General features: G+C 44.1%; 14 protein-coding genes, 1 rRNA gene and 1 pseudogene. 5 read left to right on the forward strand and 11 right to left on the reverse strand.

The window, feature by feature from the left end:
* The first annotated feature begins 64 nt into the window (after positions 1-64).
* Entirely contained in the window at positions 65-1,306 is a 1,242-nt protein-coding gene (locus tag L1D44_RS15110; RefSeq protein ID WP_239891912.1) for a cell division protein ZapB, read from the forward strand.
* Between the two features lie 272 nt (positions 1,307-1,578).
* Here L1D44_RS15110 and L1D44_RS15115 read toward each other — a convergent pair.
* A pseudogene (locus L1D44_RS15115) lies at positions 1,579-1,963 on the reverse strand (DDE-type integrase/transposase/recombinase); the annotation flags it as partial.
* Between the two features lie 347 nt (positions 1,964-2,310).
* Between L1D44_RS15115 and L1D44_RS15120 the strand changes: the two are divergent.
* Positions 2,311-3,879, forward strand: coding sequence for a hypothetical protein (locus L1D44_RS15120; protein ID WP_239891914.1), 1,569 nt, complete (start codon positions 2,311-2,313; stop codon positions 3,877-3,879).
* Between the two features lie 73 nt (positions 3,880-3,952).
* Here the strand turns inward: L1D44_RS15120 and L1D44_RS21865 are convergent, their stop codons facing one another.
* From L1D44_RS21865 to L1D44_RS15155, 7 genes are all read right to left on the reverse strand, one after another.
* The gene (locus L1D44_RS21865; RefSeq protein WP_239891916.1) at positions 3,953-4,744 is read right to left on the reverse strand and encodes a helix-turn-helix transcriptional regulator; all 792 of its coding nucleotides are present in this window, start codon (positions 4,742-4,744) and stop codon (positions 3,953-3,955) included.
* A 338-nt stretch (positions 4,745-5,082) separates the two neighbouring features.
* Complete coding sequence (locus tag L1D44_RS15130) at positions 5,083-6,126, reverse strand: GMP reductase (RefSeq protein ID WP_239891918.1); 1,044 nt, start codon at positions 6,124-6,126, stop codon at positions 5,083-5,085.
* 303 nt (positions 6,127-6,429) lie between these two features.
* Positions 6,430-6,705, reverse strand: coding sequence for a hypothetical protein (locus L1D44_RS15135; RefSeq protein WP_239891920.1), 276 nt, complete (start codon positions 6,703-6,705; stop codon positions 6,430-6,432).
* Between the two features lie 176 nt (positions 6,706-6,881).
* Positions 6,882-7,631 carry a phosphate ABC transporter ATP-binding protein PstB gene (gene pstB, locus L1D44_RS15140; RefSeq protein ID WP_239891922.1) on the reverse strand — a complete coding sequence of 250 codons (750 nt, stop codon included), beginning with the start codon at positions 7,629-7,631 and terminating at the stop codon, positions 6,882-6,884.
* A 10-nt stretch (positions 7,632-7,641) separates the two neighbouring features.
* Positions 7,642-8,493 carry a phosphate ABC transporter permease PstA gene (gene pstA / locus L1D44_RS15145; RefSeq protein ID WP_239891924.1) on the reverse strand — a complete coding sequence of 284 codons (852 nt, stop codon included), beginning with the start codon at positions 8,491-8,493 and terminating at the stop codon, positions 7,642-7,644.
* Positions 8,493-9,398 (reverse strand): phosphate ABC transporter permease subunit PstC, encoded by a 906-nt coding sequence (gene pstC, locus L1D44_RS15150; protein ID WP_239891926.1) that lies wholly within the window; start codon positions 9,396-9,398, stop codon positions 8,493-8,495. The genes pstA and pstC overlap by 1 nt, the downstream gene beginning before the upstream one ends.
* A gap of 75 nt (positions 9,399-9,473) precedes the next feature.
* The gene (locus L1D44_RS15155; protein WP_239891929.1) at positions 9,474-10,283 is read right to left on the reverse strand and encodes a phosphate ABC transporter substrate-binding protein; all 810 of its coding nucleotides are present in this window, start codon (positions 10,281-10,283) and stop codon (positions 9,474-9,476) included.
* A gap of 554 nt (positions 10,284-10,837) precedes the next feature.
* Between L1D44_RS15155 and L1D44_RS15160 the strand changes: the two genes are divergently transcribed.
* On the forward strand, positions 10,838-12,034 hold the full coding sequence (locus tag L1D44_RS15160) for a potassium/proton antiporter (RefSeq protein ID WP_239891930.1): 1,197 nt from the start codon (positions 10,838-10,840) through the stop codon (positions 12,032-12,034).
* An 8-nt stretch (positions 12,035-12,042) separates the two neighbouring features.
* Here the strand turns inward: L1D44_RS15160 and L1D44_RS15165 are convergent, their stop codons facing one another.
* The 3 genes from L1D44_RS15165 to L1D44_RS15175 form a co-directional block, all read right to left on the reverse strand.
* Positions 12,043-12,240: a DUF2061 domain-containing protein gene (locus tag L1D44_RS15165; RefSeq protein WP_239891932.1), complete on the reverse strand. Its 198-nt coding sequence runs from the start codon at positions 12,238-12,240 to the stop codon at positions 12,043-12,045.
* Positions 12,241-12,402: 162 nt separating this feature from the next.
* On the reverse strand, positions 12,403-13,305 hold the full coding sequence (locus L1D44_RS15170) for a 1,4-dihydroxy-2-naphthoyl-CoA synthase (RefSeq protein ID WP_239891934.1): 903 nt from the start codon (positions 13,303-13,305) through the stop codon (positions 12,403-12,405).
* A 128-nt stretch (positions 13,306-13,433) separates the two neighbouring features.
* Positions 13,434-13,787, reverse strand: coding sequence for a hypothetical protein (locus tag L1D44_RS15175; RefSeq protein ID WP_239891936.1), 354 nt, complete (start codon positions 13,785-13,787; stop codon positions 13,434-13,436).
* An 88-nt stretch (positions 13,788-13,875) separates the two neighbouring features.
* Here L1D44_RS15175 and ccoG point away from each other — a divergent pair, with 88 nt between their 5' ends.
* Positions 13,876-15,297 carry a cytochrome c oxidase accessory protein CcoG gene (gene ccoG / locus L1D44_RS15180; RefSeq protein ID WP_239891938.1) on the forward strand — a complete coding sequence of 474 codons (1,422 nt, stop codon included), beginning with the start codon at positions 13,876-13,878 and terminating at the stop codon, positions 15,295-15,297.
* 576 nt (positions 15,298-15,873) lie between these two features.
* Positions 15,874-15,948, forward strand: a 16S ribosomal RNA gene (locus tag L1D44_RS15185); the annotation flags it as partial.

Below are 15,948 nucleotides of genomic sequence, written 5' to 3' on the forward strand. Positions count from 1 at the left end.
AGTAAGAACCAGAAATTGGGTGAATAAAAACTAATTGCATAGCAAATATGCTAACAAAGGAAATATGATGAAAAAAACGTTTAAACTAAGCCTTGTATGCGCTTCTATTTTCGCATTAACCGCATGTGGTAGTGATGATACCGATACAACGCACCTAGAAGAACAAATTCAAACACTTGAAGCTCAAAATGACAAGCTAACTAAAGAAAAAGCTAGCGTGCAATCAGAGTCAGATCAATATCGCAATCAAGCAGCTGAACTAACGGCAACGAACAACCAACTACAAGAAAAAGCAGTTGGTTATATCAGCAACTTCCAGGAGCAATGTGCTGAAGTTGGCATTACCTTTGACTATGAAAATCCAAATCCGGAAAACCCATATATCAACAATGGTAAAACGCCAGAGCTACTAATGGCGCGCTCATATTCAATCGTCAACTCAATGCCAAACCAGCCTAATAATCATGAAGGCCGTGACAATAGTACATGTACTAACTGCCACTCTGAGCAAGTACCTGACAAGCATTTCGGCGAAAACTGCACCAGTTGTCACAATTTTGCCGAACCAGAGCCAACTGACCCTGTAACCCCAACGGAACCTGGTGCACCAGGCAACCCAACTCACCCTGCCGATGGTAATTGGGACGGTTTAACAGGTGCATCAGCCCCTTCAACCTTCTATTACAATACTGATGGTGCATCATTTGTGAACGCGGAGTACCTTAACACGCGCCTTGGTAAGCAAAACACCTTCTATGAGTGGAAAGAATCAAGCGATGGTACAAGCGATGTCAAGTCAGCATGCGGTCTTGCAAATCGCGAGCACATCACCACTATGTTCCCTAACGATGGAAAACCATATGAGCTAGCTGAGTACAAGAACTTTAAAGGTGCAGCAACCTTCATTACCCAACGTAAAGAAAATGGTGAATCAATTGCAAGTGCAGCAACATTCGGCCCAGGTATGCATAAAGGTGAAGATGGCGAGTTCTATGTGACCATGCTTATTGGTAAGAATAACACCTGTAAAAATCTAGTTAATAACAGCAAAGGCGAAATCCACTACTACGAGTTCGATACACGCTCGAATGTGAAGCTCGGTTCACCAGAATTAGGAGCTCGTAACGCTGGTGCGCGTATTCAAGTTTCAACTGACTACGCACAGTCTCAACTAAATAGCTTTGACTGGTCCACCCCTGTTTATGGTGCAAATGGTGAAGCATTTGACCCTACAGCAGTTGATTGGAACACTGTTGGTGCATGTTCACTAACACTCAAAGTCGAAGTTATTTATCCTTTAGGTTAAGTTTCTCTAGCCTACCTCATTAGAGACATTTGTTGACATTTTCCCCCACTTGAGTCGTGGGGGATTCCCATTACTAGGGCGCACGCTAAATTGCTTTAGGCCGAAGGTTTTATTTTAATGTATAGTATCGATGTTATACATCGGTGCACTGCACTCAATATGGTATTAAGAGAAGTGGGCTGGCATATTGCCATGTTGTTTATGGAGGAGCTCTACTGAACGAGGTCCACTCCACCTTGGACTGGCCTCTGAACCCTAGGGATTTTACAGTCTCATTTTGAGATTGCTTCAAATACCTCTGGACTCACTCTTCCTAGGTGCGTATGACGGCGATGGCGATTATAAAACAATTCAATGTAATCGAAGGCATTGCTACGCGCCAGTTCACGAGTTTTATAGATCCGCTTTTAAACTCTTTCTTTAAGCAGCTAAAAAGTGATTAGGCCACGGCGTTATTCCAGCTGTCACTACGACGACTCATGCATGCCGCTGACAAAACTTTTGCCAGTCACCACTGGCTTACTGTGAGCCTTGGTCTGAGTGTATTAATATATTTTCAGTTGGTCTGCGACGCCATATGGCCATCAATAATGCATCCAGCACGATCTACTTGGCAAGTGTTGGTTTCATCGACCAGCCAATTACTTTTCGAGAATATCACCGCCAAATAAAGTCAACCTTGGCAGGCCTGATGTGAGTAAGCACAAATAGTTGTTCTACATACTCATTGATAATGATCAAACTTTATTGTTGTTTATTTGTTATTGTTTGGGTGGCTTTCCTTTTAAAAGATCAAAGTTTATTGTTTTTTGCTTAAAAAATATCCTTTTTAAAGGCAATTATTGATCTAACTATATTGTCCATCGACAAGTTTAAAAAACCTCCCTAGTGGAGGTTTTTTTGTATTAGTGCTTTATCTCTTCTTACCTATCCCCCTAAGGGGGGATGCCGCTGTTGTTGGGTTACCGCATGCTAACTGTAGGCCAGTATCAAGGAGAGAAATAATGAAAAATTTAATCAGGCTTAGCGTATCGGCCTTGGCAGTGAGTAGCATATTAGTGCTTGCTGCCTGTGGTAGCGATAGTGATGACTCCCCCACACCGACTCCTGAACCTCAACCAAAGGTATTAACAGGGATATTTTCTGATAGCCCTGTGGCGGGGATCGGATATGAGACCACTGATCACAGTGGGGTGACCGACGCTCAAGGACAGTTTAGTTATAACGAAGGTGAATCTGTAGAGTTCTATATAGGTGCAACACGTTTTCCGAGCGTCGCAGGTCAGGATGAGGTAACTCCGATGGATCTGTATCAAACGGATACGGCTGCTCATACTGGGGTGATCAACACCTTACGTTTACTGCAGTCGCTCGATACCGACAATGATCCGGACACGGGAATTCAATTAGCAGAAGATATTCATGAAGTCTTAGCAGGCCATGAGGTGGATCCGACAGCCGATAACTTTGATGAGCAGGCACAAGAAGCGTTGGTTGCATCGGGGTTAACAGCCGAGGATCTCGTCGATACCGATGAGGCGCTTGCTCACTTTGGTCAGAGTCGAGGCTATCAATTGACTGACTTAACTGGGCAATGGCATTCGGTGTTCTTTACCATCCCTGTTGCCGGAACATACTCCGCCGATGCCTTTAATTATGTGGTCGAGGAGTGGATCATAGATGCTGCGGGCAATGTCACCATGGAAGCTAAGGTTAAGAGTTATGGTGAGCTAGATACCGATACCTACGAAGTCGAGCTCAGTGATAGTGGGATGTTGATTTTTCCAGATATTGAAAACCTCGATATGGGCTTGAGCAGCAATAAAGATAAGATAGCTAACTACTTTAGTGAAGATGGTGAGCAGGAGCTTGGCTTGGCTATTAAACTAGCAGGAGATCAGCAACTGAGTAATCTCCAAGGCCAATGGTGGGGAACAGGCATTGAAACCCCTGTCAGCGCCAACTTTAATCAGAACGAGTTTGGTGTTTGGATCGATAAGGTCGTGATTGATGACCAAGGTAAGGCTGATATTACAGAGCTGACTTTAGGTAATCAGCAAGCGAGTGGTGAAGTCGAGACCGTTCAGTTTGCGATGGATGAGATGGGCAAGATCACCATAGAGGACGACGATGAAGTTGCCGTGACTTATCTGTCTCGCGGAAAAGATCTCATCTTACGTCATAGCCATAAAGATACACGGCAGAATATGTCGGTACTGCTGAAGGCAAACACCTCTCCCGCACTTGCCGACTTAGAGGGGCGTTGGCGCCTGTATAATTTACAGATGCCCGATGATGGCAGTATGAACCCTGACGGCTTTGGTTACTGGATCGTAGAGTTGGAGTTTGATGCTGATGGTCTTGCCGCTTGGAGTCATGTGGCGACCTCAGAAGATGAGGTGCTAACTGAGCAATCTATGCAGATGAGTCTAGTCGATGGCCTATTTGTTGGTGAAGAGGATAAGTGGGCGATGAACCAAGACAAAGACATCATGGTCGTGGTTTCACAATGGGCCGAGGGGGAAAGTGAGTTTTCTGCCTATGCCATTGCCATTAAACAAGTTAAACCATAATGCATTTAAAGCTTAAATAGCGTAAAGCCTGCAGTTTTTTGCAGGCTTTTTACTATTTTAGTTGCCGTGATTATTAGCTATTAAAGCCAATAGTTACGAGTAGTTGGTCATGACTGTAGCGCCACAAAAGTTGGTTTTGGTGTTTAGAGCCTGTTTTGTGTAGTACGCTTTTTATCTGACTCTTAACGGTTTCCTTGCTGACTCGACGTATGTCGGCGATATCGGAGCCGGAGTGACCACCCATTAATAGGCTTAACACCTGATATTCGGCTGGGGTGAGCTTTACTGGTTGCTGCTCGGTAGTGATGGGAAAGTGCTTTTGACAGCGGCACAGCGCTTTATCCTGCTCCATATCGGCTAACTGTTTAGCGTGAAAGGCGTTGACCCATGGCTGTATCGAGTGCCCTAGTTTCTCATGTAACCGCCGTGTGCCACGGTTAAATTCTTTATTGAGCTGGTGAGCGGTAAAAAACAGGTACAGGTGCTGACTTATCCCTAAAAGCAGACCTATGGTTGAGTGGTAATGCACATAAGGGAGAAGGCTTTCACACCAGTTATCATCTTGAATTCTAGCAGGGTCGACTAGGCTCTCCATTATTTGTGAACTATTGAGAAGACCTTTGCGAAGGTAGGCGTTGAGGAAGATATCGTGTCGCCAATGTTGTTGATAAAACCGAATATCATTTTCAGATATTTCAGGTGACCAGGTATGCTGCCGTTTTAAGCAAGTATCGATCACCGTGATGGTTATTGCATCGACCCTTAGCGCATCGGAAAGGTAACTAAAATCTTCTCCTTTAATCTCTCTGCGACTCATGGTCTCTATCAACTGATACTGCCAGTTAGAAAACCTTTCCCAGTTCACAAGCCCTCCGCTCTAATTCCGCTCAGATATTCCATTCTGTATTAACCTTAAGTTAACAAATGTAGCTGTTTAAGAATTGATGAAGATCATAAAACAGCTTAAGTCAACGGAAGGAGAGGAAATTAAATAAAAGAAATTATGTGATTGGCGGATTGGTTTTATCTAATTAGTTTTGTTAGGAGGTAGGGGAATAATTGGGTGATACAATCAAAGCCATTATTCGTATTTAATTTAAATTATAAGAATATGAATATATTAAATAGGGGCCTTTTATAAAGCCCCTATAATTTAAATCATGTGATAGATAATAATATGTTTAAAGTAAGTTGCCTTATGGCTTACTCTTTACCGTAAACGTTATTTTCTTGTTCCTGGACTCGGATGAAGGTTGTACGCTTAGTCAGCTCTTTTAGAGACGCAGCACCAACATAGGTACAAGTTGAGCGCACGCCGCCCATGATGTCTGAAATCGTGCCATCTACGCTGCCCCTGAATGGCAGCAATACAGTTTTGCCTTCTGCTGCGCGGTATTTTGCTACGCCGCCAGAGTGCTTATCCATGGCCGATTGTGACGACATGCCATAGAACTTAACCATTTTCTTACCGTCTTGCTCAACGACTTCTCCGCCGCTCTCTTCGTGGCCAGCTAACATACCGCCAAGCATAACGAAGTCAGCACCACCGCCGAAGGCTTTAGCAACATCACCGGCACAACTACAGCCACCGTCACCGATGATCTGTCCACCTAAACCGTGCGCTGCATCGGCACATTCGATAATGGCTGAAAGTTGTGGATAGCCAACACCAGTTTTAACACGTGTCGTACATACAGAACCTGGGCCAATGCCGACCTTAACGATATCTGCACCAGCTATAATGAGCTCTTCGACCATATCACCCGTAACCACGTTACCTGCACTGATGACTTTCATTGGGTGTGCTTGTCTTACTTTACGCACGTAATCAACGAGGTGTTCAGAGTAGCCGTTAGCGATATCGATACAGATGAAGGTAAGGTCTTCAGACATCGATAGAATTTCACTAAGTTTGATAAAGTCTGCATCAGAGGTGCCGCTAGAAACCATAACGTGTTTCAATACATCTGCAGTTTGGTTTGCTACAAATTCGCTCCACTGCCCGACACTGTAATGCTTATGAACAGCAGTCATTACATTGTGCTCGGCTAGGCTAGCAGCCATTTCAAAGCTAGCTACAGAATCCATGTTGGCAGCAATAATTGGCACTCCAGACCAAGTCTTGCCACTATGCTTAAAAGTAAATTGACGGTTTAAGTCTACTTGAGAACGGCTCTTCAACGTTGAACGCTTAGGTCGGATAAGAACATCTTTAAAACCTAATTTTAGATCTTGTTCAATACGCATAGTTTATTCCTTACATGGATTTTGCGCGCAGCAAAACCGCCGATAAAAAGTAGTTTTATCGGATATTAAATTAATTCCTGAGTTTATTTCAGGCACAAAAAAACCGGAACGTTTGTGGACGCTCCGGTTTTAGGCATTATAGGAACAGATTTATTATTAGCAAGTTCTCAAATTAAAACTATCATTTCTGAAAAACGGAAGGTTATTATTTTGTTGATACCTACCTGCGTCTTTGTTTTTATTTCACTGTGAGTGGTTAACCAAGGTGCATAGCGTAAAACCCTGATATTAACTAGTTAAGGCTTACTTATCTTTTGCGCCTTTCTCTTTAAACTCTTTCATATCGAAATTATCTAGTAATAATAAGGTGTCAGCTATAGCCGATTTGAGTTTCGCCGCAGGTGGGTAGGTTGGTTTCTTCGTTTGCTTCAGAGATTCTCTGCGAGTGACAAACTCCAGCATTGTCTCAAGGTTTTCGGGACAGTTTATATCGAGAGCGGGGAGCTTTTTGCTGGATGCGTTGTTATAGATTTCAAACTCTCTTTGCAGGCATTCTTGAGCTTCTCTTATTCTTTCCATGTATAAGGGTCTCTTTAATCAATTCAGCAATAACCCCGAAGCTATCTTAATAATCTAGTTTAAACAAGCCTGTAGGCTAAAGTCAGTATTTTAGCTGGGAGACTATCGGTTATCTCGCCCTTATGTACTATATGGAAAGAAAAAACGCTCACTATTTATAGTGAGCGTTATCTGACTTAACCAAACTGACCGCTGACATAGCCATGAGTTCGCTGATCACGTGGTTGATTGAATACCTGGGTGGTTTCTCCGTGCTCTACTAACTCTCCCATCCAGAAGAAGGCGGTCTTGTCTGAGATCCGCTTGGCCTGATTCATCGAATGAGTGACGATGACAATGGTGAACTGTTTGCGTAGTTCATCCATTAACTCCTCGATTTTGTGGGTCGCAATCGGGTCGAGTGCGCTGGTGGGCTCATCCATTAAAATGACTTCAGGCTTCATTGCGATGGTGCGAGCAATACATAAACGCTGTTGCTGTCCGCCAGATAAGCCAAATGCTGGCGTATTCAGTCTGTCTTTTACTTCATCCCACAGGGCTGCGCTGCGCAGCGATTCCTCTACGGTATCATCGAGCACTTGCTTGTCTTTAATCCCCTGAGCTCTGAGCCCAAAGGCAACGTTCTCATAGATACTCATTGGGAAAGGGTTAGGCTTTTGAAACACCATACCCACACGCATTCTTAGGTGTTTTACATCAACATCTTGATAGATATTGTTGCCTTCAAACATCACATCACCATCTATCTTCACACCAGCCACTAAGTCATTCATACGGTTTAGTGTGCGCAGCAGGGTTGATTTACCACAGCCTGAAGGGCCTATCAATGCGGTGACTTGGCGAGCTGGTATGGTTAATGAGATATTCTTTAGCGCATGGTTGTCGCCGTAAAATAGGTTTAAGTTGTTCACTTCTAGCTTATTCATGGAGATAACCTTACTTAGATGAGCGATTTAAACGTGAGGCAATCACTTTGGTTGCCAGGTTTAAGATAAGTACCAAGACAATCAACACTGTGGCGGTAGCATAGGCCTGATCCCACTCGTGTTGAGTAAAGAGTTCTTGAGTCAGTTTATAAAGGTGAACCGTTAAGGTTCGGCCAGACTCTAAGACTGATTCAGGTATTTGAGTCACCATGCCCGCAGTTAAAAATACCGGGGCTGATTCACCTATGACTCTGCCCGTACTTAGGATGATTGAGGTAACGATACCCGGTAATGCGCTTGGAAGTACTAAGCGGCAGATTGTGTAAATTTTCGAGCTACCCAGAGCATAGCCGCCCTCGCGATAACTCATAGGCACAGATAGTAGTGCTTCCTCTGTGGTACGGATGATCACAGGTAGTATCAGCATGGCTAATGTCAACGCCCCCGAAAGAATTGAGAAGCCTAGCCCTAGGGTTGTGACGAAGAAAGTCATACCGAATAGACCGTAAACAATCGACGGAATACCTGCCAACGATTCAGTGCAGAAGCGGATGACCTTAACGACTTTACTCCCCGGCGCGGCATATTCGGTTAGGTAGATAGCCGTCATGATGCCAATAGGGGCGGCGAAGGCCAGTGATAGACCGACCATGTAGACGGTTGACACTATCATCGCCCAAATACCCGAGGCTTCACCGATACGTGTGTAGGCGCCAGTGATAAATTCCCAACTGACATGATCTAGGCCATTGCTTAAGATGTGCCAAACCACCCAAAGTAAAAATAGTAGTGTTGTTGCCGCAGCGGCCCAAATGGCGGCCAACATCAGCTTATCTTGGTTGTCTCGTGAAAGTTGTAACATTAGTGAGCTCGCTTGCGGTTGAGATAAAGCAGTGAACCGTTTAGTAATACGATGAAGGCCAGTAGCACTATGCCTGTCGAGTACAGAGCGTTGGCATGGATCCCGGTAGCGTACGACATCTCCATGGCAATATTGGCGGTTAAGGTTCTAGCTGGTTCGAGTATCGAGCCGGGCATTGCAGGTGCGTTACCCATCACCATGATGATTGCCATGGTTTCCCCTATTGCGCGTGCGACACCTAAGGCTATGCCTGTGTAAATACCGCTGCGTGCGGCAGGAATAAGAACTTTAAAGATACTGAAGATGTGCGAAGCCCCTAACGCGAGCGCTCCCTCTTTATAGGTTGGAGGTAGGGCGCGCAGTGAGGTTTCCGAAATCGTAATCACAGTTGGCAAGATCATGATGGCCAACACGATTACGCCGGCAAGTATGGTATTACCTGCAGGAATATTAAAAATGGTCTCGATGGCTGGCACAATAATGACCAAGCCAAAGAAGCCATAAACCACTGAGGGGATACCAGCTAGTAGCTCAACTGCAGGGCGAATTATATTGGCTAACCAGTTTGGGGCTAATTCGGCTAAGAACACTGCCGTAAGCAACGCGATGGGGACACCAATAACCACTGCGCCAGCGGTAGAGATAAGTGATGCGACTATCATTGGCAGCAAGCCAAACAGTGCTGGCGGAAGCCACTCCTTGCCTAATATCATCTGCGAAACGCCAGCCTCTTTAAAGGCGGGTAAGCCTTCGCTAAAGACAAACCATCCTATGGTTGCGACCGAAAGCACGCCAACCATGGCGCAACTAAGGAAGAGTATATGAAAACTCATCTCTTTCCAGTCATAGGACTTTGCTGGAGCGAGTTTAAGTCCTTGTGGTTGGACTTTACTGGCTGTTGTCATCACTTAACCTCGACATCTACCTATAATGAACGGTTGATACAGAGGAAAGGGCTTCCTCTGTATCTTGTCATTGAATTATTGAACAGGGATATAGCCTTCTGCAGCCACTATGCTTTGACCATCTTTCGATAAGATGTAGTTAATAAAGTCGTTGGCATTTTTTGGGGCCTGCTTGTCCATTAATACGATAAATGGACGGGCAATTTGATAGTCGCCAGCGACGATGTTTTTCTCTGTCGCTGCGATACCATCTACATCGATAGCGCGTAAGCTGTCATCGACACTGCCAAGAGAGATATAGCCGATAGCATATGGGTTGTTGGCGACAATGGTCTTGATCATGCCATTACCGTTGCCTACTTGGGCTGTTGGTGAGATAGCTGTGACCTTGTGGCCGTTAATCGTGCGTTGTAGCTTCATTATTTCTTCAAATGCACCGCGAGTTCCCGAGCCATTCTCACGGGTAACCACAACGATTGGGCGAGCTTCACCGCCAACCTCTTGCCAATTCTTAATTTCACCACGATAGATTTTTGATATCTGCTCTTGGGTGAGGTTTTTCACTGGGTTAGCCTTGTTCACAGCTGCCGCAATACCATCACGTGCGATAACTATCTCTTTAGTATTGCTATTGAGCTCGCTTTCTTTGACGTTGCGTGAAGACATACCAATCATGCTGGTACCATCTTTCGCTGCACGAATGCCAGCCGATGAGCCAGTACTTTGTACTTCAACGTTAGTGTTAGTGGTGTTTTGATAGTTTTCTGCAAGCACTTCCATTACGTGAGCTACAGATGTCGAACCTGATACTGTTACCGTGCTTGCATGGGCAAGTGGTGTCGTCATTAGACCTACTGCGGTTAACAAGCCAAATACTTTTTTCATTACGATTTCCACTCTATTGTTTGGTCGCTTAGATACGAGTTATTTACAAAACCAAGTTAGTGCCTCACTGAAGGCAAGCGCATTAAGACAGAGGAATATGACAATTAGGTGACAGCTTTATTGAGTTGAGAGTATGGCGTATGAGCCGATAGGAATATGACAAGGTTTGGAGAGGAGTCCTATAGCGGCTTAGTTGTTAAATAAACAATAATTAAGGCAAGATTTCTTAACTAGTAATTTAAAGGCTGTTTTCCAGGTTTTTTAAGGCTTTGAAGAGGATTGTGGTGGGTGTTTTATTACCACTGTAAAGCCGGTCTTAACTTATCATTAAGTTTGTTTTAACAATTTGAGGGTGGTTTTATGTTATGTTTCGCTTGTTCGAGTAAGAGATAAATTTATTATTAAACTTTTATGACAGAGACTATTACAGGGGTATTTTCGACTTTAATGTGAAGAATTGATGCCTCTAATACCAATCACTCTCATCGTAAAATCTCCTGTATCGACACGCGCTAATTATTATTCATCACACAATTCACCTAAAGGTACTCGCTATGACGACTGAAATGATCATGATTGGTATGTCTGTTTTGATCTTAGTCGGAATATTGCTGCATCACCCCTCGAGAACCTTAGGTATACCGTCACTGCTGATCTTCATGGGCGTAGGGCTTATGTTAGGTAATGGCGAGTTTAACTTTGTCTATGATGATTTAGATAAGACTGCGTGGATCGGTGGTTTGGCGCTAAACATGATTGTGTTTGTAGGTGGCATAAACACCTCAACTGATAAAATTAAAGTGGCTTATAAAGAGGGCGGCGTACTGGCCTCCTTTGGCGTACTGTTTACTACTCTGATTTTTGGCGTCATTTTATATGCTTTGTTGGATTTCGACTTTATAACCTGCCTGCTGTTTGCTGCAATCGTGTCATCTACCGATGCCGCAGCCGTATTCTCTATTCTCGAGTCTAAAAAGTTAAAGCTTAAAGAGCAGACCGATACGGTATTGGAGTTTGAGTCGGCCACCAACGACCCGGTCGCCATGCTATTGGTTATCTTTCTAACCGATATGGCGCTTTCGACGGGTAAGAGCATAGCGGCATCAGATATAGCTCTGGAACTGGTAACCCAAATAGGTGTCGCCATGGTTGTTGGTTGGCTGGTGGCTAAAGTCGCAGTATCGCTACTTAATCGCATTCACCTATCTGAGTTTGGTCTTATTCCGGTGTTTGTTTTAGCCAGCTTTGTTATTGCGACCTATGGCGCCGAATTACTAGGGGGCAATATCTTGCTCGCCTCTTATATTGCTGGTGTGGTGATAGGCAATGGTATTAAGCGTGGGCAGTTGGTTAATCTGCACTTCTTTAATAGTTTATCTTGGTTGGCGCAGGCGCTGATGTTTATCGTGCTAGGGTTACAGATCTTCCCACAGTCATTGGCAACGGTGTTTGTAAGCTCATTATTGCCGGCGCTACTATTGATACTGGTGGCTAGACCTTTAGCAGTGCAGCTCTGTTACCTGCCATTTGTTAAGGCGAGCTGGAAGAAGCGCTTGTTTATCTCTGCAATAGGCTTAAAAGGTGCAACACCAATTGTATTTGCATTAATTCCAGCTGCGGCTGGCGTGGCGGGCTCCTTAGATATCGTGCATATGGTGTTCTTTATCGTATTATTCTCAGTCTTTATTCAGGGGGGAGCGATAGCCCCTTTGGCGAATAAGTTGGGTTTGAACCGTTCCGATAAAGAGTAACGAATCATTTATGCCGCTGCTGTGGTTAACGCATTTTTTGACTCAATTCCTTTCCATACCTTTTCATGGAAGTAGAACACAACTGTATTGATAGCGGGCTCGATTAATGCAACTGCGCCACCAATGACCACACTCCCGGTCAATAGGTAAGTAATAGTGAAAGCTACGCTAAAGTGAAGTATTGCAAAAGTCATGGTCTTAATCATGGTGAGTTCCCCTATTTGAATTAATTAAATGATAATAGTTCTTATTTGCAACTTAAAGAGGAATACTTAGATTTATTTAATAGGATAAATAGATTAGAGCAGTGATTTGATTATATTGAGCCCATCAACGAATTCACTGATGGGCTAAGGCTTGCTAAGAGATTAGTAGTGCCACGGGAAAGAGGAGAAGTCTTGGTCGCGCTTCTCAAGGAAGGCGTCACGGCCTTCTCTGGCTTCCTCGGTTCCGTAAGCTAAACGGGTTGCTTCACCTGCAAATAGTTGCTGACCCACTAAGCCATCGTCTGGCAGGTTAAAACCGTACTTCAACATACGCATCGCCGTTGGTGACTTAGAGTTGATCTCCTTAGCCCACTTTAACGCTTCAGTCTCTAAATCCTGGTGAGGAATGGCGCGGTTTACCATACCCATGTCGAAAGCTTCTTCGGCTGAATAGTTAAAGCCTAAGAAGAATATTTCACGAGCACGCTTTTGGCCTATCATCTTAGCAAGATAGGCACTGCCATAGCCTGAATCGAAACTACCAACGTCTGGATCGGTTTGCTTGAATACAGCGTGTTCTTTTGAAGCAAGGGTTAGGTCGCACACTACATGCAAGCTGTGGCCCCCACCAACAGCCCAACCCGGCACGACAGCGATAACCACCTTAGGCATAAAGCGGATTAAGCGCTGAACTTCGAGGATATGAAGACGGCCCATGCGAGCAACATCTGGCGTACCCTCTTCAGCACCTTCATATTTATAGCCGTCCTTACCACGAATACGCTGATCGCCGCCAGCACTGAAAGACCATTGCCCTTTGGCTGAAGGACCGTTGCCCGTTAACAATACACAACCAACGTCAGACCATTGGCGAGCATGATCCAGTGCTATATATAGCTCATCGACAGTCTTTGGGCGGAATGAATTGAGGCAATCAGGGCGGTTAATCGCGATACGCACAGTGCCCTGATCTTTGGCTCTGTGGTAGGTAACATCTTCGAAATCAAATCCAGGAACGAGATCCCATAGTTCGGGATCAAAAATGTCTGATACTTGTTGTGTCATGAGCTGATAGCCTTTTCACTTCATTTAATTACAGTAATGGCTAAAGGCTAGGCTGAATCAGATCTCAGGTCAATCAAGTTTATAGGCTAACTGAGATCTGTTGCATTATCGGCTTGCGGTTAAGCATATTAGTTGAGCTTATCGCAGATGTAGGTTTGGTTTTCCTTGCTAAATGCTGAGTGGTGACTCGCACCATTGCCACAAAACTCATCCTTGTAATCATCGAGTTTAGCTTGAGACTGAGTGATGAGTTGTAATGCTTGTCGTTCGGTAGCTGAAAGGCGATCAGCAATATCTGTCTTTAATAAATCTACTTTATCGTCGATGCGCTGGATTTGCGTTCCCGTCATGCTATCTAGCTTATCTTCCGCTTGTTGGTAGATCCCTTGAACTTCAGCAATTGGCTCATCTAAGGTGTCTGTTTCTGTATAAAGGTAGTAAAGAGTTCCTGCAATTATTGCCAATATGATCCAGCCCTTCATCTTTTAGTCCTATCTAGGTGAATAACTTGTATTATAAGCGTTATAATAAGCTAGTTTTCTTGCAATATTAAAGCTGTAAGGCTGCAAAATGAACGCTCAACAAAATAAAAAAGACTTCTCAAAAGCTGAAAGAATCAAGATCCACCAACCCGATGCGACTAAGGCAGACCGCTTTAATCCGCGTAACCGTATCTATGTCAGGGCCGTTGAAGGGCTATGGACGACTCTGCGTCGCCGTATAGGTTGGATCGCAATGTTGTTCTTTTTGCTTCTACCATGGATCCCATGGGGAGATCGTCAGGCTGTCTGGTTTAATCTTGCAGAGCAGAAGTTTCATGTGTTTGGGCTGACTATCTGGCCTCAAGACTTTACCTTATTAGCTGCATTATTGATGATTGCAGCATTTGGACTGTTTTTTATCACCACATATTTAGGCCGAGTATGGTGCGGCTATACCTGCCCGCAGACAGTTTGGACTTTTATCTTTATCTGGTTCGAAGAGAAGCTAGAAGGCTCACGCAATAAGCGTATTAAACTAGATCAGATGCCATGGAGTTTTGACAAACTATGGCGAAAAACAGCTAAACATGCCTCTTGGCTGTTTATCTCTTTACTGACCGCAATGACGTTTGTCTCTTACTTTGTGCCGACGAGTGAAGTCTATATAGAGGTATTTAGCTTAAATGCCAGTGGAGCTATCTATTTCTGGGTTATCTTCTTCACTTTTGCAACATACGGTAATGCTGGTTGGATGCGTGAGATCATGTGTCTGCATATGTGTCCTTATGCGCGATTCCAGTCTGCGATGTTTGATAAGAACACTTATATAGTCGGCTATGATGCACAGCGTGGTGAGGTGCGTGGACCAAGATCGAGAAAAGCAGACCCGAAAGCGATGGGCTTGGGTGACTGTATCGATTGTGACTTATGTGTACAGGTATGCCCAACGGGTATCGATATTCGTAATGGTTTACAGTATGAATGTATCAACTGTGGTGGTTGTATCGATGCCTGTGATACTACGATGGAGCGTATGGGTTATGAGAAAGGCCTTATTAGTTACACCACAGAAAACAAGCTAGAAGGAATTAAAGAGAAGGTACTTAGACCTAAGCTTGTTGGTTATGGTGTGGTACTTTCGGTAATGATACTCATCTTTATCTATGCAACTGCGACGATAGCGCCAATTCGTATCGACATCATCCGAGATCGAAACCAATTATTCAGAGAAACCGATGCTGGTTTGATTGAAAACACCTTCACCTTGAAGATCCTCAATAAAACTGAAAGCGCACATATCTATAATATGAGTGTCGAAGGATTAGCTAACTATGAATGGATTGGTCCGCAACAAGTCACTATCGAAGGGGGGGAGGTTCTGACTCTACCAATTAGTGTTGCTGTTGACCCCGTCGATCTCTCTAGAACAATGACTCATATTAACTTTAAAGTGGTTACGGATGACGGCGAGATAGAAGCAAAGCAAGAATCACGCTTCTTCGGTAACTAACCTAAAGAGACAAAACATATAAAAATGGGGCTTTCAGCCCCTTTTTTGTACGTATCGTTTGATAACTATGCATTTGATTCGAATATTCTCATTTAATTAAGAAAGCCTCTTGCGCTCATCTTAAATCTCCCTATAATGCGCATCCACTGACACGGCACAGCAGGCCAACTACCCAACGTAAACGCTAGATAGCACGGGACTTGCAGCGGTGTTAGGGATTCGAAAATCGAAAGAGATTTGAATCTGGTGACAAGCGGTTTAAGAGCTTCATCTGATGTGTCTTGTACAAAGAATCATCGCTTGAAAAACTTCTTAAAATAAACGCTTGACGCCAACAACGGGAAGTGTAGAATACGCAGCCCTAGCCACTTGGAACGGTTCGCTGAGAACGCCAAGCAGGCAACGCTCTTTAACAATATGACAAGCAAATCTGTGTGGACACTCACAGAGATTAAGTTATTCGAAATTGCTTCTAACGAAGCAATCAAAAATTTACTTAATGAATGAGTGTTCATAGCAATATGTAATACAGAATTCGTTGAGCCGCTGACCCTTTCGAGGTGAAGCAAAAAACTTTAATTGAAGAGTTTGATCATGGCTCAGATTGAACGCTGGCGGCAGGCCTAACACATGCAAGTCGAGCGGTAACAC

This window comes from Shewanella sp. Isolate13 (assembly GCF_022398325.1).
Classification (GTDB): domain Bacteria; phylum Pseudomonadota; class Gammaproteobacteria; order Enterobacterales; family Shewanellaceae; genus Shewanella.

Excerpts from the sequence above, each read along its gene's own strand:
- pstB (WP_239891922.1), bottom strand. The coding sequence starts at position 7,631 with ATGAATAAGCTAGAAGTGAACAACTTAAACCTATTTTACGGCGACAAC.
- L1D44_RS15175 (WP_239891936.1), bottom strand. The coding sequence starts at position 13,787 with ATGAAGGGCTGGATCATATTGGCAATAATTGCAGGAACTCTTTACTAC.
- L1D44_RS15120 (WP_239891914.1), top strand. The coding sequence starts at position 2,311 with ATGAAAAATTTAATCAGGCTTAGCGTATCGGCCTTGGCAGTGAGTAGC.
- L1D44_RS15155 (WP_239891929.1), bottom strand. The coding sequence starts at position 10,283 with ATGAAAAAAGTATTTGGCTTGTTAACCGCAGTAGGTCTAATGACGACA.
- ccoG (WP_239891938.1), top strand. The coding sequence starts at position 13,876 with ATGAACGCTCAACAAAATAAAAAAGACTTCTCAAAAGCTGAAAGAATC.
- L1D44_RS15160 (WP_239891930.1), top strand. The coding sequence starts at position 10,838 with ATGACGACTGAAATGATCATGATTGGTATGTCTGTTTTGATCTTAGTC.
- L1D44_RS15170 (WP_239891934.1), bottom strand. The coding sequence starts at position 13,305 with ATGACACAACAAGTATCAGACATTTTTGATCCCGAACTATGGGATCTC.
- L1D44_RS15130 (WP_239891918.1), bottom strand. The coding sequence starts at position 6,126 with ATGCGTATTGAACAAGATCTAAAATTAGGTTTTAAAGATGTTCTTATC.
- L1D44_RS15110 (WP_239891912.1), top strand. The coding sequence starts at position 65 with ATGATGAAAAAAACGTTTAAACTAAGCCTTGTATGCGCTTCTATTTTC.
- pstA (WP_239891924.1), bottom strand. The coding sequence starts at position 8,493 with ATGTTACAACTTTCACGAGACAACCAAGATAAGCTGATGTTGGCCGCC.
- L1D44_RS15165 (WP_239891932.1), bottom strand. The coding sequence starts at position 12,240 with ATGATTAAGACCATGACTTTTGCAATACTTCACTTTAGCGTAGCTTTC.
- pstC (WP_239891926.1), bottom strand. The coding sequence starts at position 9,398 with ATGACAACAGCCAGTAAAGTCCAACCACAAGGACTTAAACTCGCTCCA.
- L1D44_RS15135 (WP_239891920.1), bottom strand. The coding sequence starts at position 6,705 with ATGGAAAGAATAAGAGAAGCTCAAGAATGCCTGCAAAGAGAGTTTGAA.